This window comes from Pseudarthrobacter sp. NCCP-2145, from assembly GCF_023708005.1.
In the GTDB taxonomy this organism is placed as follows: Bacteria; Actinomycetota; Actinomycetes; order Actinomycetales; family Micrococcaceae; genus Arthrobacter; species Arthrobacter oxydans.
In genome coordinates this window covers 77,116-100,959 of record NZ_BRCG01000007.1, presented here as the reverse complement: position 1 = coordinate 100,959, position 23,844 = coordinate 77,116, and the positions used below count along the sequence as shown (strand labels likewise).

Genomic DNA, 23,844 nt, shown 5'->3' with positions numbered 1-23,844 from the left:
GCATCAAGTGAGAGAGCGTTTGGCGTTAAGGCGCATCAAGTGAGAGAGCGTTTGGGGACGTGGGATTAGAGGAGGCGGCGCTCTGCGGCCCACTTGGTCAGCTCGTGGCGGCTGGAGAGCTGCAGCTTCCGCAGTACCGCTGATACGTGGGTTTCCACCGTCTTGATGCTGATGAAGAGCTCCTTGGCCACTTCCTTGTAGCTGTAGCCGCGGGCGATGAGGCGCATGACCTCGAGTTCCCGCGCGGACAGCCTGTCCAGTTCGTCGTCGGCGATGTCCGCGGGGGCGGTACCAAAAGCGTCCAGGACAAAGCCTGCAAGCCGGGGCGAGAAGACCGCGTCACCGCCGGCAACCCGGTACACGGCGTCAGTGATTTCCGCCCCCGAGATGGTCTTGGTGACGTAGCCGCGTGCTCCCGCCCGGATTACCGCCACAACGTCCTCGGCCGCGTCCGAGACGCTGAGGGCAAGGAACTTGGTGGCAGGGAGCAGGGCTGCGGAACCGGCGATAACCTCACGGCCCCCGCCGCCCAGGCCTCCGGGCAGGTGGACGTCCAGCAGCACCACGTCCGGGCGCTGCTGTGCTATGACGGCGATGGCCTGTTCCACCGTGGCTGCCTCGCCCACCACCTGGATGCTGGGGTCCAGGTCCGCTTTCAGGCCCGAGCGGAAGATCGCGTGGTCGTCGACAATGACCACCCTGGCGGACCTGGCGGCCGGATCCGAACCCGGTCCCTGCGTTGTGTTCATGGCTTGCCTTCCGTGCTGTCCTGCGGGGCGGCGGGAAAGCCCAGCCGCACCTCCGTGCCTTCGCTGCTGCTGGTGATTGCCGCTGTACCGCCGTGGCGGTTCATGCGGCCGATGATGGATTCCCTGACCCCGAGCCTGTCCTCCGGCACATGCTGCAGGTCGAAGCCGGGGCCGCGGTCCTTGATAAACACCTCGGCACGGCCGCCGGATGCCTCCAGGTAGACCGAAACGGTCCCGCCGCCGTGGCGGGAGGCATTGAGCATGGCCTCCCGGCTGGCCTGGATCAGCGCTTCATGGCCCTCCGTGACGGCAGTGTCCCCCACGCAGACCACCTCGACGGCGTTGCCCAGCAGGTCCTCCACTTCGGCTGCCACGGCCTTGATCCGGTCCGACAGGTGCCCGGCGTCCTTGCCGGGATCCGCAAAAAGCCAGCCCCGCAGCTCGCGTTCCTGGGCACGGGCCAGCCGGACGACGTCGTGCTCGCTGGCCGCCCGACGCTGGATCAGGGCCAGCGTCTGCAGCACCGAGTCATGCAGGTGGGCGGCAATCTCGGCCCGTTCGGTCTCCCGGATCCTGCCGGCCCGCTCCGCCTCCAGGTCGCGCCAGAACTTCAGCGCCCATGGCAGCAGGACCAGCACCACCCCGCCGAGGACAGCCACCGAGGCCAGCAGCGCCAGCCAGGTCTGCTCCCAGGAACCGGAGCCGGACACCATCACCAGGACGCCGGCCACCACCAGCGCCAGCCCTGCCGCGAGCCGGGCCCAGCCCCCTGCCTGGTCCGCCTTGGTTTTGTCCACGAGCCCGGCCCGCCGGGTCTCATCCAGCTGCATCCAGGCAATGGAGGCGCCGCCGAGCACTGCCGCAGCGGGTATCAGGGTTCCCAGTGGCACATCCACGCCCAGCAGTTGGGCGATCAGGATGCCCGCCACGAGCAGCAGCCCGGTTCCGAGCAGGATTTCCTTGCCGTAGCGCATCTCCCGGAACCGGAACCAGGGCGGCCGGACGGGCTCGGACGCGGACGCTGCGGCTTCCCCCAGGGCGGGGTATCCGAGGCCGCGTGGAGAGGCATTATCCGTCCGTGGGCCGCCGTCGGGCCTGCTGGGCGGCGCGATCCCGTCAATGCCGCCACCCGCCGGGGCCGCTGCCCAGGGAACTGCGGCCGGCACGGTCTCCCGGCTGACAGCCGGTGCAATGGGCGACGACGGCCGGCGCGCCTGGCGCCGGGCGCTTTCGTCAGCCGTGGGGACCATGATCCACAACCAGGCATAGAAGACGACGCCGGCACCGCCGGCCAGCGACGCAAGGACCATTGCCACCCGCACGTGGACCACGGGCACGCCCAGGTGTGCGGCCAGGCCGGAGCACACGCCTGCGATGAAGCGGTCGCTGCGGCGGACCAGCGGGAGGCGGGCGGGCACGGTTGTCATGGATCAATCCAAGCACGGATCAGGGTTCCCGGGCCCGCAATCCGGCCGGATCCGGGGTCCTCTCAGGGACCATTCAGGGTGTCCCCCAGTAGAGCCGAAGCGCCGCAGGCGGAAGGATCGAAGCATGAACTCGCAAACCTCCACCCCTGATGACGGCCACCCGACGGAGCCCCTCCCCAAACGGGACAACGAAAACCCCACCGAGCCCCTCCCGCCGGCTGGCTCCCAGTCCGTGCCTTCCCCCTCACCTGTTCCCCCGCCGGCGTCGGGTCCGGCCCCGGAGCAGGAACCGGAGCACGACGACGGGGACGGCTCCTCTCACCGGTCCATGCGGGATGACGCGGCGTACGACGGCGCCGGTGCGGCCTATGCCGGGCAGCCTGCCGGAGCGTACCCGGGCCAGGGCAGCTCCGGCCCGGGCAGCGCAAGCCCGGGCGCCGGCAGGTACCCGTATGCCGGTGCACCCACCCAGCAGACCGACTTCTTCGGCTGGGTGCGCAGCCACGGCATCACCCGCGGCCAGGACCGCTGGATCGGCGGCGTCTCCAGCGGCATCGCCCGGCGCCTGGGTATCGACCCGCTGATCGTCCGGGGCGTCTTCATCGTGATGACCCTTTTCGCGGGCATTGGTGTACTTTTCTACGGCCTGGCATGGGCCTTCCTGCCAGAGCCCGATGGAAGGATCCATGTCCAGGAAGCCGGCGCCGGACGGTGGACCAGCGGCATGACCGGTTCCCTGATCGCCGTAATCCTCGGCTTCAGCGGACTGGGCGGCGACTTCTGGGGCTGGAGCAACCACGGTTTCGGCGCCTTCCTCTGGACCCTCTTCTGGGTTGGCGGCGCCATCTACCTGATCTACTACCTCGCGCAGCGCAACAAAGCAGCGGTGGGCACACCGGCGGGCGCAGCCGCACCCGGCGCCACCTCCTACCCGGGCACCCCATACCCCGGTACCACCACGCACTCTGCCGCAGCCTCGGCGGCAACGGCGCCCCTGTACCCGGACGTTGCAGGGACCGGCCCGTTTACCGGCAGCCCCTACGGCGCCGGCGGCTCCGGAAACGGCGGATGGGACAACAAAGGCGCGGGCAGCACCTGGCAGCCGCAGGGTCCTCCGCCGGCACCCAAGGCGCGCCCCGCAGGCCCCGGGGCCCCCGCCGTCGCCATCGCTGCCGGCAGCGCACTGATCGTCGGCGCGGGGCTGAAAGCCCTGGACGTCACCAACATCATCGACCTCGGTGACTCCACGAACGCCATCGCCTGGGCCAGCGCGGCGGCGGTCCTGGGCCTCGGGATCCTCATTCTGGGCTTCCGCGGCCGCACTTCGGGCATCCTGTCGTTCTTTGCGGTGGCAGCCCTCATCACGGGAGGAATCTTCAATGTGGTGGGCAACAACGGCGAGCGCGTCCGGTTCCAGGAAGTTGACTGGGCCCCCACGAGCATCCAGCAGGCAAGCGAAGGGCTGAACATCACGGCGGGACGCGGAACCGTTGACCTCACCGGGCTCGCCCTGGACGCCCCCCTTGAGTCCGAGGTGCTTGTCCCACTGGACTTCACCGCCAGCAACGTCACGGTGGTGATCCCTGACTCCGTGCCCGTGGACATCCGGGCCGATATGACCCTGGGGAACCTCGCGGAAGGCGGAAGCCAGCGCGGCGGGACAACCACACGCGAAAGCAGCTACAACACCGACAAGCCCGGCAGCCACCTCGTCATCGAGATCGACGGCACCGTCAGCAACGTCACCATCGAGGAAGGTAATTGACATGAGCAGCCAGACACCGGCGCCGGACCCCTACATTCCGGGGAGCTCCGCGGCGGCACGCACCGACTCCGCCCCTCCCTCCGGGGCGCGGGTGGGAACCATCGTATGGGGCCTGATCGTGGTTGCCCTCGCAGCCCTCATCATCATCGCCCAGCTCGGAATCGTCACCCTCAATGGGACCTACGTCCTGATCGGCCTCATGATCGGAGCGGGTGCGGCCCTCGTGGTCGGAGGACTCCTCTCCGCCAGGAAAAGTGACAACGGCACCACAACACGGAAGTCTTGAACCATGGATAAATTCTTCAGCATCGTCAGGGGCCTGGGCCTGAAACGCGGACCCCAGCGCATCCTGGGGGGCGTCCTGGGAGGGATTGCGGCAAAACTCAACGTGGATGTGGCCTACGTCCGCATTGCCTTCCTCCTCTTTGCCCTCCTCCCCGGCCCCGCCTTCGTTTTCTACCTCGTGGCCTGGGCTGTCCTGCCGGACCAGCGGAACGTCATCCCGCTGCAGTCGTTCCTCGACAGGCGGTCACTGAACCGCCCGTGATACACCGCCACACAGGGCCCCGCTCCTCCACCTTGGAGCGGGGCCCTTCGTGTAACCAGTTTGTGTCGTACCGCACATACCGCACTAGACTCTATGTGAGCTCAGCGTGGCGCTCTGCCTGTAAACCCTCTCCCCAGGATTTGAGCGAGACATGAAAATTGGAATCCTTACCAGCGGTGGCGACTGCCCCGGACTGAATGCGGTGATCCGCGGAGCAGTCCTCAAGGGAATTGCCATCCACGGCCACGAGTTCGTCGGTTTCCTCGACGGCTGGCGCGGCGTTGTTGAGGGCGACATCATCGACATCCCCCGGACCATGGTCCGCGGCATTGCCAAGCAGGGCGGCACCATCCTGGGTACCTCCCGCACCAACCCGTTCGAAAACGGCGGCGGCCCCGAGGTCATCAAGGCCCACATGGAGCGCCTGGGCATCGATGCCATCATTGCGATCGGCGGTGAGGGCACGCTGGCAGCGGCCAAGCGGCTTACCGACGCCGGCCTGAAGATCGTCGGTGTTCCCAAGACTGTTGACAACGACCTCGACGCCACCGACTACACCTTCGGTTTCGACACCGCCGTGCAGATCGCCACCGAGGCCATCGACCGGCTCCGGACCACCGGGGAGTCGCACCACCGGTGCATGATTGCCGAAGTCATGGGCCGGCACGTCGGGTGGATCGCCCTGCACGCCGGTATGGCTGCAGGTGCCCACGCCATCCTCATTCCGGAACAGAAAGTCAGCATCGAGCAGATCACCGAGTGGGTGAACGAGGCCCATGCCCGTGGCCGTGCGCCTCTGGTGGTCGTGGCTGAGGGGTTCGTTCCCGAGCACATGGAAACCCCGCATTCCGAGCGCGGCCTGGATACCTTCGGCCGGCCCCGCCTGGGCGGCATCGCGGACCAGCTGGCCCCTGAGCTTGAAGCGCGGACCGGCATTGAAACCCGTGCCACCATCCTGGGCCACATCCAGCGCGGCGGCGTGCCGTCCGCTTTCGACCGTGTCCTGGCCACCCGGCTGGGCATGGCGGCCATCGACTCGGTGGTCGAGGGCTACTGGGGCACCATGGTGGCGCTCAAGGGAACGGACATCGAGCACGTGGGCTTCCAGGAAGCCCTGGGCAAGCTGAAGACCGTCCCGCAGAACCGCTACGACGAAGCTGCCGTCCTGTTCGGCTGAGCCATCCGGCATACCTGAAGAGTGGCTGCGGCCGATGTGTCCTGCCCAACGGGACCGGTTGCCCGCCCTAGGCTGGGAGCATGACACTCGACCCCGGTTCGGCCGCCATCATCCAGCTTGCGTGGGCCCGGCGCCTGGGGCTGGATGATGACGCCTTCAGCTCCGCCCTGGCCTCCGGGGAACGCATAGTCCGTGCCGACGAGTCGGCGCGGACCGTCGAGTTCGTCCGGCTGTTCGGCAGCTCGGCGCTGGTGGGTCCCCAGTGGGTCATCGACACCGCGGCGGGCATCCCCGACGAGGAAATGGCGCAGCACGTCACCCTGCTGACCCTCACCAGGTCGCACGGCGGGCACGGGCTGGGGGCAGCCGCACTCTTTTTTGCGGACGACCTGCCCCTCAGGCAGCCGCCGGAGGAAATGACCGTCTCGCACGGCAACGCCGAGGCGATCGAGCTTGAGGGCCGGTGCCCGCCCGACGACGTCAACGAAGTGGGCCTTTCAGACCTGGAGAACCGTTACACGATCGTCCATGAACTGGAGGGGCGCCGGGTGCCCCTGGCCTGCGGAGCCTACTCGGAGTGGGAAGGGCTGCTGGCGCATCTTGGCGTGCTGGTGGACCCTGAATGGCGCCGGCGCGGACTGGGCTCCCTGGCAGCCTCGATTGCCGCCCACGAGGCCCTCGCGGCGGGCCTGACCCTCCAGTGGAGGACGGACGTCAGCAATACAGGTTCCCTGGCGCTGGCCCGGAAGCTCGGCTTGTCAGCCGGCGGAATCCAGACCAGCGTCCACCTTGGCTGACCCCGGCACGCCCCAGCCCTGAACCGGCTGCGGCTTGGCGAAGAACAGCGCCACGGCCGCGCCTACCAGGATGACCCCGGCAGGCAGCAGGATGGACTGGCCCATCGCCGTCGAAAATCCGCCGTGAAGGGCCTCGGGGAGGCCTCCCGACAGGGCCATTCCCTCGCCCGCTCCCCCGCCGGGGCCACCGGCCGGAAGCTCCGCGGCCAGCCGGGCCTGGATCAGCACCGCAATGGCGGCGCTGCCCAGCACGGCGCCAATCTGCCGCGTGGTGTTGTACACGCCGGACCCGGCCCCGGCCTGGCGCGGGGGAAGGTTGCGGGTGGCGGTAGTGCTGAGCGGAGCCCAGATGCCTGCGTTCGCAAATCCCAGGACGGCGCTGGGCAGGAGGAACAGCAGGATGGGGGTGTCCGGCTGCATCAGGGCCGAGTTCCATACAAGGGCAACGGCCATCAGCACCAGGCCCGCTGCGGTAATGAACTTCGGGTTGACCCTGTCGATGACCTTCCCCACCACCGGCGCCAGTCCGCCCGAGATCAGGGCCATGGGCACCATCATCAGCGCGGACTGGGTGGGCGTGAGGCCGCGGACCAGCTGGTAGTAGAAGATGAGCGGCAGGCTGAACGCGGTCACGGTGAAGCCGACGGTGGTGATTCCGATGTTGGCCAGAGAGAAGTTACGGTCCCGGAAGAGGGCCAGGGGCAGCAGCGGCTCGCCTTTGTTGAACCGCTGCCAGACCACAAAAAGTGCCAGCACGGCAAGGCCTGCGATGATGAGCCCCCACACCGACACGGGCCCGGCGATGGTGCCCCAGTTGTAGATTTCGCCTTCCTGGATGCCGAACACCAGGAGGAAAAGTCCGACGGCGCTCAGCACCACGCCGGGGATGTCGAACCGGTGCGGGTGGGTGCTGAGGGCCGGTACGTTGCGCAGGGCGAGGATAAAACCGGCAACGCCGATGGGGACATTAATGAAGAAGATCCATTCCCAGCCGAGACTGTCCACCAGGACCCCGCCCAGGATGGGGCCCACGAGGGTGGCCATGCCGGCGGTGGCACCCCAGATGGCCATGGCCGCGCCCCGCCGGTCCGGCGGAAAAATGCGGGTGATGACCGCCATGGTCTGCGGCGTCATCATGGCGGCGCCGAGCCCCTGCAGCACGCGGGCCGCGATGAGTGTCTCCACGTCGCCGGACAGCCCGCACCACAGCGACGCCAGGGTGAAGACCACCAGGCCTGAGAGGTACAGCTTCTTCGGGCCGAAGCGGTCGCCCAGCCTGCCCGTAATGAGCAGCGGGACCGCATAGGCCAAAAGGTAGGCGCTGGTAACCCAGATGACCGAGTTGATGTCCGCGTCCAGGCCCTCCATGATCCGCGGGTTCGCCACGGACACGATGGTGGTGTCGATCAGGATCATAAAGAACCCGATCACCAGGGACCACAGGGCCGGCCAGGGTTTTGCTACGTTTTCCACGGTCATCCTTCGTCAGGTGGTTACTGCCGGGCGGGACCGGGGTGAACGGCTGGGTCCCGCCTAGGCCAGGAGGTCCAGGATCTCCTGGCGGGCGAACATTTGGGCGGCGGCGCGGGCCGACGGCGCTCCGGCATCGGGGTCGGCGCCGGCATCCAGCAGGACCCTGGCCACATCGGTGTAGCCCTTGAACGCCGCTCCCGCGAGCGGAGTCTGGCCGCGGTCGTTGGCGGTGCCGGGCTCGGCGCCGTGTTCCAGGATGAGCTGCACGGTTTCCGCGTGGCCATGGTAAGCGGCCAGCATGAGGAGGGAATCCCCTGCCGAATTGGTCAGGGTGGCGGGAGCGCCCGCGTCCAGGTAGGCACGGAGCAGCGCCGTGTCCCCCTCCCTGGCAGCCTGGAAGAGCGTGTGCGCCAAAGCCAGCGTTCGTCGTCGGGCCCTGGGCCGGGCTGAACGTTGTCCGTCATGGTCGTGGCCCCCTAAGGAATCCGGTCTGGCGCCCCACCACCTGGCCGGCGTCGGGGGCAACGATGAGCTCCTGGGCGGCAGGGTATGGCTCGTCGCCGTCCAGGACCGTCAGTATTTCATCCGCGGCGACCGAACGTTTTATGACTGCCAGCGCAACCGGGCCCATCTCGTAATGCTGGGCCACGGACGTCACCGTCCCCACTTTGCGTTCCCCCGCCAGGACCGGGCTGCCGGCCTCCGGCAGGGTGTGCTGGGATCCGTCAAGCTGGAGGAACACGAGGCGGCGCGGCGGGTGGCCGAGGTTGTGCACCCGCGCTATGGTTTCCTGGCCCTTGTAGCAGCCCTTGGCCAGGTGCACCGCGGTCCGGAGCAGGTCAAGTTCGTGCGGGATGGTCTTGTCGTCCGTTTCCGCCCCGATCCGGGGACGCCAGGCTGCCACGCGCAGCGCTTCGGCGGCAAGGACGCCCGCCAGGGGACGCCCCGCGACCGTCTTCTCCAGGTCATCAGCCGGAACGAGGTATTCGAACCACGGGCGGTCGAGCCCGGGGTGGCTGGCCTCCGGGATGGTCGCATAGGAGTAGCCCCCGGCCCCCACGTGCGGCCACGGGTCCTGCCAGGCCAGCAGGCCGGACCATTCCGGGACAGCTTTCGTGCTGCCGACAACGGCCCAGTCCGCGGAAACATCGGCAATGTCCACCCGCAGCATGAACTTCATCCTGTTGAGGAACCCGGCGAGGGGTGCGGCCTCGGCAGCTTCGACGATCAGCCACGTTGTGGCGCCGTCGTCAATGACCCGCGCGTCGAAATCAATCCTGCCCTGCACGCTCAGGAGGAGGAGTTCACTGGCTTCATTCGGCTGCAGGCCGGCGACCTGCTGCGAGGAAAGGGTGTTGAGCCAGCTCAGGCGGTCCGGGCCGGTTACCGTGACAACGCCGCGGTGGGACAGGTCGACGACGGCGGTTCCGGCCGCGAGGGCGCGCTGCTCGCGCAGGGGCTCACCGTAGTGGGCGGCAACGCCGGCGTCCGCGCCGGCCGCCTCAACGGCGCCAGGGCGCGACAGCAGGGGGCTGGGAGTAGTCATATGTAGTAGAAGTCCTTGGGGCTCGGCGGTATTCCGGATTTTCAGGCCGGAGTGGATCCGGGCCGCCTGCGTCTTTCATGCCGAAGGACCGGGAGGAGTCAGGAAACCTTTTTCAGGAAGGCCGAGGCATGCGCTTCCAGGCCTTTGCCTTCCTTGCCGCCAACAGCAACATCCCAGCGCCACAGGAGGTTGCCGTCCACCAGGCCGAAGATACGGGTGGCGGCGCTGTAGTCCTTGGAATGGCTCCCCCGCATCACCATATCCGTGGTGAGCTGGATCTGCGGGCCTTTGATCTGCCCGTAGTAGAGCTCGGAAATGCCTCCGGGGTGGGAGATGGACACCGAGATGTCGAAGCCGCCCTCGCTGTTGCGCAGGGCCTCCACCTCGTCCGCACTCTTGAGCGCCGGAACGATGTCCGCGGGGATCAGGCCGGGGCCGCCGTCGGCATCAAGCTGTTTGCGCTCCAGCGCCCAAAAGCCTGTCTCGACGGTGAGCGGCCGCAGGCGCGTGCCGTCGTCGTCCGTCAGCCAGCTTTCCGCACGGTACTGAAGGTACGGCAGGCCGTTGTGCGTGAAGGACACGTGCTGCAGGAAGTGCTCCGAGTCCTCGTCACCGCTGCCAAGGCGGCCGCGGCCCTCCCACTCACCAATGAGCCAGGAAAGCGGAACGAGTTCTGGAGTCAGGTCTGTTGGAATCTCAATGGGCACAGCGACTACCTCTGGAAATCGGCTAGCTCCGGAAAAAGGCGTCTACTTCTGGCCCTTGAAGAGGCGGTAGACCACGAATCCGGCAAACCAGGCCATGGCGAGGCTGGCGATGCCGAGCAGGACAAGGAAGAAGATTTCAAATGCAAGTACGGACATAATGCCATCCTAACGCGTTAGTAGATGAGGAGTTTGTCTATGAAGTAGGCAAGGGAACCCACCGCCGAGACAGGGGCAAGGCCCATGCTAAGCGCAGCGGGGACGTTCAGGGGCGCACCCCGCAGGGTGGCCAGCCGCCGGAAGCTCGCCAGCACAGCGCCCACCACCACGCCGAAGATGGCGGCCGGGAGGACGGCGATGTCCGAGAGCACCAGCCCGGCGAGCGGTCCCGCAAGGCCAGCCATCACAATGCCCAGGGGCGCCACAACGCTGTCCGGCCAGCGGATCAGGCCTGCCAGCAGCGCAACTGCGGCGCTGATGGCCGCCACCAGGAGCATCTCCCGGACGCCGTTGAACCGTGCCCCGGCTATCCAGCCGGAACCCAGGCAGGCGAGAAGAACCCCTGCGCAGCAGCCCAAGGTGGATTCCAGGCGCTGGGCCTGGCCTGTTCCGCGGAGCAGCTGCACGATGAAGACGGCCATCATGCCCAGGGCAATGAACGCCGGGGTCCAGTCCAGGTAGCCGGGGGCAGGGGCCAGGCCGGCAGCAACCGCTGCCCCGGCCCCTGGCACGGCAATCACGGCGGCCAGGGTCTTCTTGGCGGGAATCCGAAGGAAGTGCGGCCACCCGATGCCGACGGCGGCGGCCATGGCAACAGCAACGGCCACGAGGACTTCACGGGAGGTGTAGACGCCCGCGATGATTGCAGCGAGGCCGGCCATCCCCACGACGCCGATAGTCCATGAGCCCAACGACCGCGCCGGTGCCTGCAGCTCCGCGGTCATGCGGAGCCCGGCCTGGATTTAGTTTCTGCACTCACTGCGCTGCAATCCCATCCTGGCGTCGACCTGGAAGGGCGGGGCCGCCCTTCGCGGAGGGCGTCGGGGCCCTGGCTCAATCCTGCCTTATATGAACGGGATATGTCGCAAAACGTCCCTTTATCCGGGCCGGATCCGTGGCTCCGGACAGGCCTGCGGGTATACTCAAAGCTCAGCTAAGCTCACTGCTGAGGTGGCAGGCCGGCCCTTTTCCGCTGGCCATGCGCCGGAGGCAGGAAGCCAGTACCGGCCGGTGAAAACCCGGTTCAGTCGCCCAATGATGCGCGGACGGCCCATGGAGGAACAATGTCGCACATCCTGCTCTTGACGAACAGCACTGGCTCTTCGGTGGACATCCTGCCTGCCCTGGAACTGCTGAACCACCGGGTCCACATCCTTCCCGCCGAGCCCACTGCCCTGCTGGAGACCGATCCGTGCGACATCGTGCTGCTGGATGCCCGGAAAGACCTGGTGGGCGCCCGTTCGCTCACCCAGCTGCTCAAAGCCACCGGCCTCAGCGCTCCCCTGGTCCTGATCCTGACCGAGGGCGGTATGGCGGCCGTTTCCTCCGCCTGGGCCGTGGATGACATCGTGCTCGATTCGGCAGGCCCCGCCGAGGTGGAGGCCCGCATCAGGCTGTCCGTTGCCCGGGCCGTCCCGGACCATGAGGACGCGCCGACGGAGATCCGCGCAGCCGGCGTCGTCATCGACGAGGCAAGCTACACCGCCCGTGTGAACGGCGCACCGCTGAACCTGACCTTCAAGGAATTCGAGCTGCTGAAGTACCTGGCGCAGCACCCCGGCCGCGTCTTCACCCGGCAGCAGCTGCTCACCGAGGTGTGGGGCTATGACTACTACGGAGGCACCCGCACCGTGGACGTCCACGTCAGGCGCCTGCGGGCGAAGCTCGGCGCCGACCATGAGAACCTCATCAGCACCGTGCGCAACGTGGGCTACCGCCTTACCCTGGTGCGGCAGCAGGAAGACGAGCTTACCGAGGCCTGAGCGCCCTTGCGGCATCCCGTATAGCCTTGCCTCATGACTCCAGCGCATCCTGAAAAGTGGCCCGTCCATACAGAACGGGGCGCGGTTGACCAGCAACTCCTGAAGGACTGCCGGAACCTCCTGGCCGCGGCGGAGGAATCCGACGGCAACCCCTCCATTTCGGAGCAGACCCTGGTGACCTTGCGCACCGGCGGATCGGCCGGGCAGTCCCCCCTGACCCTGGCCCTGTACGCCCCGGACGAGGACTCCGACCCCGCCACCGGCCAGGACCTGGCCGGATTCGCCGTGGTGGTGGAGGAGCCCGACGGCACCGGCGTGCTGGAGATCGCTGTCCATCCCAGCTACCGGAACCAGGGCGTGGCTGAACGCCTGGTGGGTGCGCTCAAGGGCAGCCGCGGGCTGGAGGGGCTGAAGGCGTGGTCCCACGGCAACCATGAGGCCGCCGCGGACCTGGCTGCCCGGTATGGGTTCGGCCCGGTCCGCGAACTGTGGAAGATGAGGATGACGACGGCGGGGGCGGACCTTCCCGGGGCCGTCCTGCCGGAGGGCGTGTCCCTCCGGACCTTCGTGCCCGGCCAGGATGAGGACGCCTGGCTGGCGGTGAACCGGGCCGCTTTTGCGCACCACCCTGAACAGGGAAGCCTCACCCGGGCCGACCTCGAAGCCCGAATGGCCGAGGACTGGTTCGACCCCTCGGGTTTCCTCCTGGCCGAGGACGGCCAGAGCCGGCTGCTGGGCTTCCACTGGACCAAGGTCCATCCGAAGCACGGCCCGCACCCGGCCATCGGCGAGGTCTACGCAGTGGGCGTGGCGCCGGAAGCGCAGGGCATCGGACTGGGCAAGGCCCTGACGGTTGCCGGCATCCGGTACCTCCAGGACCTGGGGCTGCACGCGGTCATGTTGTACACCGACGCGGAGAACACGGCTGCTGTTGCGCTGTACCGGAGCCTGGGCTTCACCCGCTGGGACATGGACGTCATGTACGGACAGGTGGCAACTGTTTAGTCCAGCAGGGTGACATACGGGTTCCCGGGCGGGAAATGCACGGCCTTCAGCGCACCGATTGCTTGTAAGGTTGAAGCAGTAACCGCGCAGGCCGGAAGCGCCAGCATCAACCGCCAGGTAAAGGAGATGCCATGAACCCGGAACCTTCCGGAGCAGTCACGTCCCAGGACGTCGCAGTGCCGGTCCGCGCCCGCTTCGGCTCCTCGGAAGTTCCCGCCTCGCGCGCCACCCAGGACCGCATCGACATCCCGGAGTTTGCGCCGAACCTGCAGCCGGAGGGCGACATCCGCCCCGACCGGTTCCTGGACCGCGAACTGAGCTGGCTCAGCTTCAACTCCCGTGTCCTGGAACTGGCGGAGGACCCCACGCTGCACCTGCTGGAGCGCGTCAGCTTCCTGTCGATCTTTGCTTCGAACCTGGACGAGTTCTTCATGGTCCGGGTGGCAGGCCTGAAACGGCGCATCGCCACCGGCCTCGCAGTTCCCTCCCCCGCAGGCCTGAGCCCTGTTGAGGTGCTGGAGAGGATCAGCGGCGAAGCACACCGGCTCCAGCAGCGTCATGCGCAGGTCTGGGCCGAGCAGATCCGTCCGGCGCTGGCCTACGAACACATCCACCTCATGCACTGGGACGAGCTGGACGACGCTGCGCAGGAACAGCTGAGCGTGATCTTCCGCGAGAAGGTGTTCCCCATCCTCACGCCCCTGGCGGTGGACCCGGCGCACCCCTTCCCCTACATTTCCGGCCTCTCGCTGAACCTTGCCGTGGTGGTGCGCAACCCTGTGAGCGACAAGGAGCTCTTTGCCCGCGTCAAGGTGCCGGACCAGCTGCCGCGCCTGATGTCCATAGACGGTCCGCGCGCCGGCGCGGTGGCCGGACGCGTGGCGCGCTTTATTGCGCTTGAGGAAGTCATCGCGGTCCACTTGGACAAGCTGTTCCCCGGGATGGAAGTCCTGGAGCACCACAGCTTCCGCGTCACCCGGAACGAGGACGTGGAGGTGGAAGAGGACGACGCCGAAAACCTCCTCCAAGCCCTCGAGAAGGAACTCCTGCGCCGCCGTTTCGGCCCGCCCGTCCGGCTTGAGGTCACCAACGACATCAACCCGAACATCCGCGCGCTGCTGATCCGCGAGCTCGGCGTCGAGGAATCCGAGGTCTATTCCGTCCCGGCCCCCCTGGACCTCAGGGGACTCTCCGTGATGGCCGGCATCGACCGCGCCGACCTTCACTACCCAAAGCACGTTCCGCACACGTCGCGGTACCTGAACGAGTCTGAGACGTCCAAGGCCGCCAACGTGTTCGCCGCCATGCGCCGCCGGGACATCCTGCTCCACCATCCCTATGACTCGTTTTCCACGTCGGTCCAGGCGTTCCTGGAACAGGCCGCCGCCGATCCCAAGGTGCAGGCCATCAAGCAGACCCTGTACCGCACCTCCGGCGACTCCCCCATCGTCGACGCCCTTATCGACGCAGCCGAGGCCGGCAAGCAGGTCCTGGCCCTGGTGGAGATCAAGGCCCGGTTCGACGAGCAGGCGAACATCTCCTGGGCCCGGAAGCTGGAACAGGCCGGCGTGCACGTGGTGTACGGCATTGTTGGCCTCAAGACGCACTGCAAGCTCTCGCTCGTGGTGCGCCAGGAGGTTGACGGGCTGCGGCGGTACTGCCACATCGGCACCGGTAACTACCATCCCCGCACCGCCCGCTACTACGAGGACCTGGGCCTCCTGACCGCCAACGAGCAGGTGGGCGAGGACCTGTCCAAGCTCTTCAACCAGCTCTCCGGTTACGCCCCCAAGTCCACGTTCAAGAGACTGCTGGTGGCTCCGCGTTCCGTCCGTTCAGGGCTGATCGACCGGATTGAGACCGAAATCCGCAATGCCCGCGCGGGAATCCCCGGCCGTGTGCAGATCAAGGTCAACTCCATGGTGGATGAGGCCATCATCGATTCCCTCTACCGCGCGTCGCAGGCGGGAGTAAAGGTTGACGTGGTGGTCCGGGGTATCTGCTCGCTACGCCCCGGGGTGCCCGGGCTCAGCGACAACATTACCGTCCGGTCCATCCTGGGCAGGTTCCTGGAGCACTCCCGGGTGTTCGCCTTCGCCAACAGTGGGGATCCCGTGGTGTACATCGGCTCGGCGGACATGATGCACCGCAACCTTGACCGCAGGGTGGAGGCCCTGGTCCAGCTGTCCAGCACCGACGACATCACCTACGTCCTTGACCTGCTGCGGCGCTACATGGCCCCGGAAACCTCCAGCTGGCACCTGGACAATGAGGGCGTCTGGACCCGGCACCACCTCGCCGACGACGGCAAACCCCTTGAGGATGTCCAGTCCTGGCTGCTGGCATCGCGCCCCCGGCAGCGCAGCCTGAGCCGGCGTTAAGGGCTCCTGTTTTGTCGAGCGATGCACTCGTAGCAGACCAGACAGACCACCCGGGGGAACCAGTAGCCGTTACGGCTGCCGGCGCCGTGCCGTGGCGCGTGGTCAAGGACAAGCTTGAGGTCCTGCTGATCCACCGGCCGCGCTACGACGACTGGTCCTGGCCCAAGGGCAAGATCGACGACGGCGAAACCATCCCCGAGTGCGCGGTCCGGGAGGTCCAGGAGGAAATCGGCCTCACCGCCCAGCTGGGCATTCCGCTGCCGCCCATCCACTACCACGTGGCATCCGGCCTCAAAGTGGTCTATTACTGGGCTGTCAAAGCCAACGGGGCGAGGCTGCTGCCCGACGGCAAGGAGGTGGACAGCGTCATGTGGTGTGCCCCCGAAAAGGCTGCTGCGCTGCTGTCCAACCCCTCCGACGTCGTGCCGTTGCAGTACCTGGAGGAGGCCCACAGGCGCGGGCACCTGGACACGTGGCCGCTCCTGGTGCTTCGCCATGCCAAGGCAAAGCCGCGCTCGTCCTGGAGCAAGGCGGAAGGGGAGCGGCCGCTGGCCGCCACGGGCACACGGCAGGCGCAGGCGGTGAGCCGGCTCCTGCACGCCTGGAAGCCGCTTCGGGTAGTGACCAGCCCGTGGCTGCGGTGCGCCGCAACGGTCGCACCCTACGCCAAGGTGGTTGGTGCCAAGGTGAAGCTCGCGGACGCGCTGACCGAGCACCGGCATGCCCGCAGCCCGAAGAAAACGGCCGCTGTCGTTGAAGCCCTGTTCGACAAGCAGCGTGCGGTGGCGGTCTGCACGCACCGCCCGGCACTGCCCACCGTGTTCGGGCAGCTCGCTGAGCACATGCCGCAGCACCTGCGTGCACTCCTGCCGGCGAAGGAGCCCTACCTGTCCCCCGGCGAACTGGTGGTGTGCCATGTGGCTCCCGGCGGTAAGCGGCGGATCGTGGCGGTGGAGCAGTTCAAGCCGTTTGACGACTAGCCAATAAGGGGACACCCCCAGGAGCGGCGCTGCGCTTGACCCCCAGGGCTTTGTATCAAAGACTTAGTACATTGATGCACACTTCTGGGGGATGACGTGCCGTTTACCGATGCAGCTCTTTTCAGCAATGTTCCGCCCATGGCCGTGGTGTGGCCCTTCCTGCTGGCGGCCGGCAGCTACCTCCTGCTTCGGTGGGTCATCTGGGGACCCGGCAGCGGGTCCGCTGCCACTGCCTCCCAGCACGCACTCTGGGTGGGGATCATGGGATGGCTGGCCAGTTCCCTCCAACCGGCCGGAAACGCCGGCATCCTGCACGCTAATCCGGACTCCCAGCCACTCATCAGCAGCGCAGCGATCGTGCCCGCCCTGGCCTGGCCGGTTCTCGGGTGCCTTGCCGTGCACGCCATCGGCCAGCTGAGTTATCCCGGCCCACGGCTCCCGCGGCGCCAGGCGGACCTGGAAGTGCGGCGTGTCCGCGACTTCCTGCCCCGGCCACTCGCCTGGACCGTCCTTGCGGTGTTTGCAGGGACCGCCCTGCAGATCGGCTGGATGGCGACGCTTCCCGGCTACGATCCGGTCCCCTACAGCTCCCGCCCCGACCCCGTCCACACCTATGTGACGTATGGCGGCGACGGCCGGGTCCCCGGCATCGAACTGGCTTCCTACCTCGGCCCTGCCCTCCTTGTCCTGGCAGTGGGAACCTGGCTGGTGCTGGTGCTGATCACGCGGCGCCGCCAGCTGGAGGCGCTGGACACCGGGGAAAACAACCTCCTCAGGACCATTGCCATGAACAGGTTGCTGCGGACCGTGGCCACCATAGCCTCGGGCCTGGCGGCCATTGCGGGCAACCACGCAGCGAGGCCCGACCCTTCCCTTGTTGCCGGCGGGTGGATCAACGCGGCCGGCGCGGTAAACCTCGCAATCCTGCTTGCCATGTGGCGGTGGGCGCCGCCCAGGCTCCCCGCGGTCCGGGCAGACCGCAGCGGGCTTAAACCCCGTGAGCCGGCAGCGGCTTCCCACCCCGCCGCCCGGCTTTCCATGTCCCTCGGCGCAGCCCTGGGGCTTGCCGCTTTCATCCCGGCCCTGGTGGCTGTGGTCATTCCAGCGGCCGTGACGGGGCATCCCGCCCTTGTGGTGGCGATGGCGGCAGCGCCCGTCCTGCTGGTCACGGCCGCAGGGGAACTGCTGATCCAGCGCAACTACGGAACCCCCCAAGCGCCGCGGGAGTGGCCGCGGCAGCCGGTCAGCCCGGCCCTGCTCACCACCGGCATCGCAGCCCTCACCGTCCTGGCCGCAGCCGTGGTGGTGACTGCCTCCGTCCAACCGGAACTTGGCATCCTGCCGACGTGGGCTCCCACCCTGTGGGCGTGTGCTGCAGTGGCGCTCCTCGCAGTTGTCCCCCTGGCGGCCGCGAAAGGCCGGAAGGGCATTCCGACGGCGGTCCCCGGGCTGGACGCCGCGCTCCGCGCCATCACCGTGCACAGGGTGGTCCGGACGCTCGCGGCCTGTTTCACGGTGCAGGCCGGCGTGCTGCTGCTGTCAGCGGGGCCGGACATACGCCGGGGACTCGACCTGGAACCTGCCTCCTGGGCCTGGGCCTGGGACGCGGCCCCCTTCACCGCCGGGCTGTTGTGCACCGCGGGGATCGTCATTGCCGTGATTCCCGTGCGCAGCTTCGCCCGCACCCCCGCCTCCCACCGCAACCCTGCCAGGGAACCGGCCACATGAGTGCCGGGATTACCGTGGACCTGCGCTCCGCAACCCCTCCCTACGAACAGATACGCTCGCAAATCAGCTCCCTGATCGCGTTGGGTGCTCTCGCCCCCGGGAGCCGCCTGCCTACGGTTCGAAGCCTCGCGGCCGACCTTGGCATCGCAGCGGGCACCGTTGCCCGGGCCTACAAGGAACTGGAGGCTGCCGGGCTGGTGGATTCCCGGCGGCGGGGCGGGACAGTCGTCGCCGCCCCGGCCACCGGCAGGCCGGGCGGCCGGGGAACTGTGCCCGTCCCCGCAGCGGTGCAGGCCGCCGTCGACCATTACATCGCCGCCGGCCGGGCAGCCCACCTGAGCGACGAAGTCCTGCTGGATGTGTTGCGCGGCAAGCTGGGAAAGGGCGCAACGTAATGCAAACACGCAGCCGCCCGGTGATGTCCCAGTAGACTTGAGCCGTGAGCATCCCAACGCCTTATGAAGACCTCCTGCGCGATGTCCTGGCCTCCGGCACGCACAAATCGGACCGCACGGGCACCGGAACCACCAGCGTTTTTGGACGCCAGATCCGCTTTGACCTGGCCAAGGGTTTCCCGCTAATCACCACCAAGCGGGTCCACTTCAAGTCCGTGGCCGTGGAGCTCCTGTGGTTCCTGCGCGGTGAGACCAACGTGAAGTGGATGCAGGACCAGGGCGTCACCATCTGGAACGAGTGGGCCGACGCCGACGGCGACCTCGGGCCGGTCTACGGCGTCCAGTGGCGCAGCTGGCCCACCCCGGATGGCGGCCACATAGACCAGATCGCGGAGCTGATCGAGAACCTCAGGTCCAACCCGGACTCGCGCCGGCACGTGGTGTCCGCTTGGAATGTCTCCGAACTGCAGGACATGGCACTGCCCCCGTGCCACGCCTTCTTCCAGTTCTACGTGGCGGACGGCAAGCTCTCCTGCCAGCTGTACCAGCGCTCCGCGGACATGTTCCTGGGCGTGCCGTTCAACATTGCTTCCTACGCACTGCTCACTTGCATGGTGGCGCAGCAGGTGGGCCTGGAGCCCGGCGAGTTCATCTGGACCGGCGGGGACGTCCACATCTACGAAAACCACATGGACCAGGTCCTCAAGCAGCTGGAACGCGAGCCCTACGAGTACCCGCAGCTGAAAATCACCAGCAAGCCCGGCTCGATCTTCGACTACACGCTCGAGGACTTCGAGGTGGTGGGCTACCGGCACCACCCCACGATCAAGGCTCCGATCGCCGTATGAGCACCGAAAACTTCACGGATCCCCAGTCCTTCACCGAAGAACTTGCCGCCTCGATCACCGGGGTGGGCCTCATTTGGGCGCAGACCCCGGACGGCGTCATCGGCAAGGACGGGGACATGCCCTGGCACCTTCCCGAGGACCTCAGGCACTTCACCCGGCTGACCACCGGGCACCCGGTCATCATGGGCCGGAAGACCTGGCTGTCCTTCCCGGACAAGTATCGGCCCCTGCCGGGACGCACCAACATCGTCATTACCCGGCAGAAAAGCTGGGCCGACACACCTGAGGCGGAGGGCGCCGTCGTGGTTCCTTCCCTGGACGACGCACTGCTGGAATCGCAGTTCGTGGACGGCGGCGACACTGTCTGGATCCTGGGCGGCGGCGAGATTTTCCGCCAGTCAACGGAGCTGGCCAACGTCGCGGTGGTCACCACCATCGATGTGGAGGCCGACGGCGACACATTCGCCCCCGAGCTTGGCACCAGTTGGGAGGCGGCCGCCTCCGTCCCTCCGGACGGCTGGCTGACAGCAGGGAACGGCACGCGCTACAGATTCACCAAATGGTCAAGGACTGAGGGCTAGGAATGTTGAAGAAACCGGAAACCCTCTTTGTGCTGGGCTACATGCTGCTCCCGCTCCTGGCCCTCCTATCCGCAATCGTTGGGCTCACCATGATCCTGGGCGGCAACAAGATCGCAGGAGCCATCGTGCTGGTGGTGGTTACGCAGGTGTTCGCGTTCGGCGCCTTCTTCGCGCTGCGTGCACGCAGGGCCGCCGTGCTGGAGGACTCCGACCGCAGGTAGCGCCTGCGACGATGGGGAGACCACCCCATCGCGCGCGTCCCGGGTTTGTTACTAGGCTGGGCCTGCAGCGTCAGGGACCGCTGTTCAAAAGATTGGGGGATGCCTGGTGGCAGGAAATTTATGGGGCGCCGATGTTGACCAGCTGCGCACGCTGGCACGGCAGTTCAGCAAGACGGCTGACCTGCTGCTGCAGCAGTCCACGCAGCTGAGCGGCCAGATCAACAACACCCCGGCCTGGAAGGGCCAGGATGCCGAGCACTTCCGTTCGGACTGGAACGGCAGCCACCGGGCACTCCTGCAGAAGACTGCGGCGCGTCTAAAGCAGGAATCAAAGCTCCTGCTCACCAATGCCGAGGAACAGGACAAGGCGAGCAGCACCGGCGGGGCCGGCGGGCCTGGCGGGACCGGCGGATCCGGGGGGCAAAGCACGGGCGTGCCGGGCAGCGTTGGAGGCCCGGGCACAGGCCGCCCCGGAGCAGAAAATCCGTGGGGACCGGACTGGCTCGCGGACCCTGATTCCCCGTTCCGCGACGGCTGGGACATCTATGGCCTCACCAAGGCGTTCCCGAACCTCCGCGCGGGCCTCTTCGACATCGCCGCCATGCTGCACAAGTCCCGCATCTCTGATTTCCTTGATCCGGCAGCATGGCGGGCCTTCCAGAACTCCAACGAGTTCAGCAAATTCTTCAACATGTCCAACAGCCTGTTCGAAGGCAAGTTCCACGAGGTCCTGGACCTCGCCGAGGGCTCCAACGCCTTCAAGTACCTCGACGGGTTCAGCAAGGGTTTGGGCGTTGTGGGCGTTGGTTTGGACAGCCTGGACGCCTTCAACAACTTCCAGGAAGGCGATTACGGCTCCGCCGCCTACTCCACCACCAAGGCCCTGTTGGGCGCCGGTTCGTTCCTTCCGCCGCCGGCCGGCACTGCGTGCATGGTAGCCAGCGGCGCCCTTGCCCTCTACGACAACGTCCCCATCGTCCATGATTCCGTGAACTACGTCGGGGATAAGATCGCCGATGGGGCCGAGGCAGTTGGCGGCGCGATCAGTGACGGCGTGGACGCCGTCGGCGACTTTTTTGGCTTCTGAGAACTGAGGAGAACAACCAGTGACTGAAACAACCACAGCCAGGTCCTCAAGCGCCGGCCAAGGGGTTCCGGACGCGATCGGTTTTGGCTTCGCCGAGCTCCTCGTGCTCCTGAACCTGCGGCGCGGACCGGCCACCGAAGCCTCTGCCAAGGCACTCCGGCTGGAAGGCGAACTCGACGACGCCTCCCTCCTTTCGGCGGGAGCGTCCTCCCTGGTGGCCCGCGGTGCAGCCACGGTGGGTGCGGACAGGGAGCTTTCCGTGGAGGGCCCGGTGGCAGCAGTCACCCATGCCTTGACGGAGGCGGAGAAGCTGGTGCAGATCAATCTGCTCACGCCCGGTTCCGTGGACAACGTCCTGTCCGTCGAGTCACCCGAATACCGGATCCTGCTGCAGCCGCGGGCCTACCTCAGCTGGTTCGCGATGGCGCAACGGCCGGACACCACACCGGCAGAAGCCAACTTCTTTATTGTGCGCAAGCATCTGGAAGACAACCCCGACGGCGGAGCCACCATCCGCCTGCTCGACAGTTCCGACGGCAAGCAACTGCTGGTCAAACGCAGCGAAAAGGGCTGGACCGTGGGCTACGGCCATCTTGATGCCCCTTCCGAACCCATCCAGGAATTTCCGGGCCTCACCGACAACCAGGTGTTGGACCACATCCGATCGATCCGACAGGACTAGCATGCAGAACGGCAATCCGGGCAATACTCCGGGCATGGCACCCACACCCGACGATCAGGTCCGTACCTTTCATGAGCAGGCCCTGGCGCGCGGGGAAAAGCGCGTGCTGCTCCGTACGGTGGATGGCGCGCTCCACAGCTATGCGAAGGACGAACTCGGCGTGGTCACCGCCAGCTCCCACCCGCAGGTGCGGTCCGCAGGAGGGTTCCTCGTGATGGCCGTGTTCTTCGCTACCCTGGCGGTTTTCTCGATCATGCTGGTGGCCGGCCCCACAAGCAGGGGCCAGGATCCCCTGTGGGGAGCCTTGATCCTCACAGCCGCCGGGGCCGCCGGCGTCCTCTACGCGGCACGGATGGCGGGGGTTGCCGCCAAGGCCAAACGGCTGAGGGTGGAACGGGGAATACCGGAACCCACAGCCAGGCAGTTCGACCGGTAACGGGCAGCCTGCCGCCCGCAACGGCCTGCAGGCAGTGAGCCGCGTGCCGTCGTCGTACGTTCAGACCCCCGCAGCCGCCCTCCGACGTGACGTAACCGACTGCGCGCTGCCGGAACGGAAGTCTAAACTGTACGAATGACTACAGCAGCTACCCCTTCCGTCGGCCTGGTCGGATGGCGCGGCATGGTCGGTTCCGTCCTCATGCAGCGCATGCAGGATGAGGGCGACTTCGCCAACATCAACCCGGTGTTCTTCTCCACCTCCAACGCGGGAGGTGCCGCGCCGTCTTTCGCTGGAACAGCAGGAGGCAGCGCCGGCAAGCTCGAGGACGCGTTCGACGTCGATACCCTGGCGAAGCTGCCCATTATCGTTACCGCCCAGGGCGGGGACTACACCAAGCGCGTGCACACCGAGCTTCGCAGCCGCGGCTGGGACGGCCTCTGGATCGACGCCGCCTCCACCCTGCGCATGAACGACGACTCCATCATTGTGCTGGACCCCATTAACAGGGACGTCATCGACAAGGGCCTGGTCAACGGGACCAAGGACTTCATCGGCGGCAACTGCACCGTCTCCTGCATGCTCATGGGCCTCGGCGGCCTGTTCAAGAACAACCTCGTGGAGTGGGGCACCTCCATGACCTACCAGGCGGCCTCCGGCGGCGGGGCACGGCACATGCGCGAGCTGCTCAGCCAGTTCGGCACGCTCAACGCCGAGGTCAGCACGGAACTGGACGATCCGGCGTCGGCCATCCTTGACATCGACCGCAAGGTCCTGGCCCACCAGCGCACCGACATCGACGCCACCCAGTTCGGCGTTCCGCTGGCCGGGTCGCTGATCCCCTGGATCGACGCGGACCTGGGCAACGGGCAGTCCAAGGAGGAATGGAAGGCCGGAGTCGAAACCAACAAGATCCTGGGCACCTCCGAGGACAACCACGTGGTCATGGACGGCCTCTGCGTCCGGATCGGTGCAATGCGGTCCCACTCCCAGGCCCTGACGCTCAAGCTGCGCGAGGACCTCCCGGTCGCCGAGATCGAGAAGCTCCTGGCCGAGGACAACAAGTGGGCCAAAGTGGTCCCCAACACCAAGGAAGCGTCCATGGCGGACCTGACCCCGGTGGCGGCCTCCGGCACGCTGGACATCCCCGTGGGCCGCATCCGCAAGATGGAGATGGGTCCGGAGTACATCAGCGCCTTCACCGTAGGCGACCAGCTCCTCTGGGGCGCTGCCGAGCCGCTGCGCCGCATGCTCAACATCGCCACCGGGAACCTGTAACCCGTTTCGGCAGCGCTTCCGCGGCCCTGCCCCGCTCGAACGGTCCTGCCCAGCC

The 23,844-nt window shown here is 67.1% G+C and carries 24 protein-coding genes and 1 pseudogene; 18 read left to right on the top strand and 7 right to left on the bottom strand.

Translation table 11 applies throughout. From position 1 onward, the window contains the following. Positions 1 to 65: 65 nt before the first annotated feature. Positions 66 to 749 (bottom strand): response regulator transcription factor, encoded by a 684-nt coding sequence (locus tag NFU08_RS08120; protein WP_174176757.1) that lies wholly within the window; start codon positions 747 to 749, stop codon positions 66 to 68. Then, positions 746 to 2,176, bottom strand: coding sequence for an ATP-binding protein (locus NFU08_RS08115; protein WP_174176759.1), 1,431 nt, complete (start codon positions 2,174 to 2,176; stop codon positions 746 to 748). Before NFU08_RS08115 ends, NFU08_RS08120 begins: the two co-directional genes overlap by 4 nt. Positions 2,177 to 2,300: 124 nt before the next feature. On the opposite strand from NFU08_RS08115, the gene NFU08_RS08110 reads away from it, so the two are divergent. The 5 genes from NFU08_RS08110 to NFU08_RS08090 all read left to right on the top strand — a co-directional run bounded on the left by NFU08_RS08110 (position 2,301) and on the right by NFU08_RS08090 (position 6,462). Continuing rightward, on the top strand, positions 2,301 to 3,941 hold the full coding sequence (locus NFU08_RS08110; RefSeq protein ID WP_251422124.1) for a PspC domain-containing protein: 1,641 nt from the start codon (positions 2,301 to 2,303) through the stop codon (positions 3,939 to 3,941). Between the two features lies 1 nt (position 3,942). Continuing rightward, positions 3,943 to 4,227 carry a hypothetical protein gene (locus tag NFU08_RS08105; RefSeq protein ID WP_217432282.1) on the top strand — a complete coding sequence of 95 codons (285 nt, stop codon included), beginning with the start codon at positions 3,943 to 3,945 and terminating at the stop codon, positions 4,225 to 4,227. 3 nt (positions 4,228 to 4,230) lie between these two features. Next, positions 4,231 to 4,488 (top strand): PspC domain-containing protein, encoded by a 258-nt coding sequence (locus tag NFU08_RS08100; RefSeq protein ID WP_174176763.1) that lies wholly within the window; start codon positions 4,231 to 4,233, stop codon positions 4,486 to 4,488. A 151-nt stretch (positions 4,489 to 4,639) separates the two neighbouring features. After that, positions 4,640 to 5,665, top strand: coding sequence for an ATP-dependent 6-phosphofructokinase (locus NFU08_RS08095; RefSeq protein WP_104184350.1), 1,026 nt, complete (start codon positions 4,640 to 4,642; stop codon positions 5,663 to 5,665). A gap of 80 nt (positions 5,666 to 5,745) precedes the next feature. Then, positions 5,746 to 6,462: a GNAT family N-acetyltransferase gene (locus NFU08_RS08090; protein ID WP_251422121.1), complete on the top strand. Its 717-nt coding sequence runs from the start codon at positions 5,746 to 5,748 to the stop codon at positions 6,460 to 6,462. Here the strand turns inward: NFU08_RS08090 and NFU08_RS08085 are convergent. The 5 genes and pseudogenes from NFU08_RS08085 to NFU08_RS08065 all read right to left on the bottom strand — a co-directional run bounded on the left by NFU08_RS08085 (position 6,424) and on the right by NFU08_RS08065 (position 11,129). Next, positions 6,424 to 7,935: a DHA2 family efflux MFS transporter permease subunit gene (locus tag NFU08_RS08085; RefSeq protein WP_251422118.1), complete on the bottom strand. Its 1,512-nt coding sequence runs from the start codon at positions 7,933 to 7,935 to the stop codon at positions 6,424 to 6,426. The genes NFU08_RS08090 and NFU08_RS08085 overlap by 39 nt on opposite strands. 60 nt (positions 7,936 to 7,995) lie before the next feature. Continuing rightward, positions 7,996 to 8,399 (bottom strand): annotated as a pseudogene (locus tag NFU08_RS08080) (ankyrin repeat domain-containing protein). Beyond that, positions 8,396 to 9,481: a folate-binding protein YgfZ gene (locus NFU08_RS08075; RefSeq protein WP_251422115.1), complete on the bottom strand. Its 1,086-nt coding sequence runs from the start codon at positions 9,479 to 9,481 to the stop codon at positions 8,396 to 8,398. Before NFU08_RS08075 ends, NFU08_RS08080 begins: the two are co-directional and overlap by 4 nt. Before the next feature lie 98 nt (positions 9,482 to 9,579). Beyond that, the gene (locus tag NFU08_RS08070) at positions 9,580 to 10,188 is read right to left on the bottom strand and encodes an FABP family protein (protein WP_104998656.1); all 609 of its coding nucleotides are present in this window, start codon (positions 10,186 to 10,188) and stop codon (positions 9,580 to 9,582) included. 173 nt (positions 10,189 to 10,361) lie between these two features. Further along, complete coding sequence (locus NFU08_RS08065) at positions 10,362 to 11,129, bottom strand: permease (RefSeq protein WP_174176773.1); 768 nt, start codon at positions 11,127 to 11,129, stop codon at positions 10,362 to 10,364. A gap of 339 nt (positions 11,130 to 11,468) precedes the next feature. Here NFU08_RS08065 and NFU08_RS08060 point away from each other — a divergent pair, with 339 nt between their 5' ends. The 13 genes from NFU08_RS08060 (at position 11,469) to asd (ending at position 23,789) form a co-directional block, all read left to right on the top strand. Further along, positions 11,469 to 12,167: a response regulator transcription factor gene (locus NFU08_RS08060; protein ID WP_066277942.1), complete on the top strand. Its 699-nt coding sequence runs from the start codon at positions 11,469 to 11,471 to the stop codon at positions 12,165 to 12,167. Positions 12,168 to 12,200: 33 nt separating this feature from the next. Then, on the top strand, positions 12,201 to 13,172 hold the full coding sequence (mshD, locus tag NFU08_RS08055; protein WP_251422113.1) for a mycothiol synthase: 972 nt from the start codon (positions 12,201 to 12,203) through the stop codon (positions 13,170 to 13,172). Positions 13,173 to 13,303: 131 nt separating this feature from the next. Further along, on the top strand, positions 13,304 to 15,553 hold the full coding sequence (locus NFU08_RS08050) for an RNA degradosome polyphosphate kinase (protein ID WP_251422110.1): 2,250 nt from the start codon (positions 13,304 to 13,306) through the stop codon (positions 15,551 to 15,553). Between the two features lie 11 nt (positions 15,554 to 15,564). Continuing rightward, entirely contained in the window at positions 15,565 to 16,533 is a 969-nt protein-coding gene (locus tag NFU08_RS08045) for an NUDIX hydrolase (protein ID WP_251422107.1), read from the top strand. A gap of 96 nt (positions 16,534 to 16,629) precedes the next feature. Further along, entirely contained in the window at positions 16,630 to 18,261 is a 1,632-nt protein-coding gene (locus NFU08_RS08040) for a hypothetical protein (protein ID WP_251422104.1), read from the top strand. Next, positions 18,258 to 18,656 carry a GntR family transcriptional regulator gene (locus tag NFU08_RS08035; protein WP_251422101.1) on the top strand — a complete coding sequence of 133 codons (399 nt, stop codon included), beginning with the start codon at positions 18,258 to 18,260 and terminating at the stop codon, positions 18,654 to 18,656. Before NFU08_RS08040 ends, NFU08_RS08035 begins: the two co-directional genes overlap by 4 nt. A 44-nt stretch (positions 18,657 to 18,700) precedes the next feature. Continuing rightward, on the top strand, positions 18,701 to 19,504 hold the full coding sequence (locus NFU08_RS08030) for a thymidylate synthase (RefSeq protein ID WP_251422098.1): 804 nt from the start codon (positions 18,701 to 18,703) through the stop codon (positions 19,502 to 19,504). Then, positions 19,501 to 20,085 carry a dihydrofolate reductase gene (locus tag NFU08_RS08025; protein ID WP_251422096.1) on the top strand — a complete coding sequence of 195 codons (585 nt, stop codon included), beginning with the start codon at positions 19,501 to 19,503 and terminating at the stop codon, positions 20,083 to 20,085. The genes NFU08_RS08030 and NFU08_RS08025 overlap by 4 nt, the downstream gene beginning before the upstream one ends. 2 nt (positions 20,086 to 20,087) lie before the next feature. Beyond that, entirely contained in the window at positions 20,088 to 20,306 is a 219-nt protein-coding gene (locus NFU08_RS08020) for an NF038396 family protein (RefSeq protein ID WP_174176788.1), read from the top strand. A gap of 106 nt (positions 20,307 to 20,412) precedes the next feature. Continuing rightward, the gene (locus NFU08_RS08015) at positions 20,413 to 21,393 is read left to right on the top strand and encodes a WXG100 family type VII secretion target (protein ID WP_174176790.1); all 981 of its coding nucleotides are present in this window, start codon (positions 20,413 to 20,415) and stop codon (positions 21,391 to 21,393) included. A gap of 19 nt (positions 21,394 to 21,412) precedes the next feature. Further along, positions 21,413 to 22,075 carry a hypothetical protein gene (locus tag NFU08_RS08010; protein ID WP_251422093.1) on the top strand — a complete coding sequence of 221 codons (663 nt, stop codon included), beginning with the start codon at positions 21,413 to 21,415 and terminating at the stop codon, positions 22,073 to 22,075. 34 nt (positions 22,076 to 22,109) lie between these two features. Then, positions 22,110 to 22,511 carry a hypothetical protein gene (locus NFU08_RS08005; protein ID WP_251422090.1) on the top strand — a complete coding sequence of 134 codons (402 nt, stop codon included), beginning with the start codon at positions 22,110 to 22,112 and terminating at the stop codon, positions 22,509 to 22,511. Between the two features lie 135 nt (positions 22,512 to 22,646). Beyond that, positions 22,647 to 23,789, top strand: a complete 1,143-nt coding sequence (asd, locus tag NFU08_RS08000; RefSeq protein WP_251422087.1) for an aspartate-semialdehyde dehydrogenase — start codon at positions 22,647 to 22,649, stop codon at positions 23,787 to 23,789. Positions 23,790 to 23,844 lie beyond the last annotated feature (55 nt).

What these genes read in the sequence shown, in the direction of transcription:
- NFU08_RS08120 (WP_174176757.1), bottom strand. Translation starts at nt 749, where the DNA reads ATGAACACAACGCAGGGACCGGGTTCGGATCCGGCCGCCAGGTCCGCC.
- NFU08_RS08115 (WP_174176759.1), bottom strand. Translation starts at nt 2,176, where the DNA reads ATGACAACCGTGCCCGCCCGCCTCCCGCTGGTCCGCCGCAGCGACCGC.
- NFU08_RS08110 (WP_251422124.1), top strand. Translation starts at nt 2,301, where the DNA reads ATGAACTCGCAAACCTCCACCCCTGATGACGGCCACCCGACGGAGCCC.
- NFU08_RS08105 (WP_217432282.1), top strand. Translation starts at nt 3,943, where the DNA reads ATGAGCAGCCAGACACCGGCGCCGGACCCCTACATTCCGGGGAGCTCC.
- NFU08_RS08100 (WP_174176763.1), top strand. Translation starts at nt 4,231, where the DNA reads ATGGATAAATTCTTCAGCATCGTCAGGGGCCTGGGCCTGAAACGCGGA.
- NFU08_RS08095 (WP_104184350.1), top strand. Translation starts at nt 4,640, where the DNA reads ATGAAAATTGGAATCCTTACCAGCGGTGGCGACTGCCCCGGACTGAAT.
- NFU08_RS08090 (WP_251422121.1), top strand. Translation starts at nt 5,746, where the DNA reads ATGACACTCGACCCCGGTTCGGCCGCCATCATCCAGCTTGCGTGGGCC.
- NFU08_RS08075 (WP_251422115.1), bottom strand. Translation starts at nt 9,481, where the DNA reads ATGACTACTCCCAGCCCCCTGCTGTCGCGCCCTGGCGCCGTTGAGGCG.
- NFU08_RS08065 (WP_174176773.1), bottom strand. Translation starts at nt 11,129, where the DNA reads ATGACCGCGGAGCTGCAGGCACCGGCGCGGTCGTTGGGCTCATGGACT.
- NFU08_RS08060 (WP_066277942.1), top strand. Translation starts at nt 11,469, where the DNA reads ATGTCGCACATCCTGCTCTTGACGAACAGCACTGGCTCTTCGGTGGAC.
- mshD (WP_251422113.1), top strand. Translation starts at nt 12,201, where the DNA reads ATGACTCCAGCGCATCCTGAAAAGTGGCCCGTCCATACAGAACGGGGC.
- NFU08_RS08050 (WP_251422110.1), top strand. Translation starts at nt 13,304, where the DNA reads ATGAACCCGGAACCTTCCGGAGCAGTCACGTCCCAGGACGTCGCAGTG.
- NFU08_RS08035 (WP_251422101.1), top strand. Translation starts at nt 18,258, where the DNA reads ATGAGTGCCGGGATTACCGTGGACCTGCGCTCCGCAACCCCTCCCTAC.
- NFU08_RS08025 (WP_251422096.1), top strand. Translation starts at nt 19,501, where the DNA reads ATGAGCACCGAAAACTTCACGGATCCCCAGTCCTTCACCGAAGAACTT.
- NFU08_RS08020 (WP_174176788.1), top strand. Translation starts at nt 20,088, where the DNA reads ATGTTGAAGAAACCGGAAACCCTCTTTGTGCTGGGCTACATGCTGCTC.
- NFU08_RS08005 (WP_251422090.1), top strand. Translation starts at nt 22,110, where the DNA reads ATGGCACCCACACCCGACGATCAGGTCCGTACCTTTCATGAGCAGGCC.
- asd (WP_251422087.1), top strand. Translation starts at nt 22,647, where the DNA reads ATGACTACAGCAGCTACCCCTTCCGTCGGCCTGGTCGGATGGCGCGGC.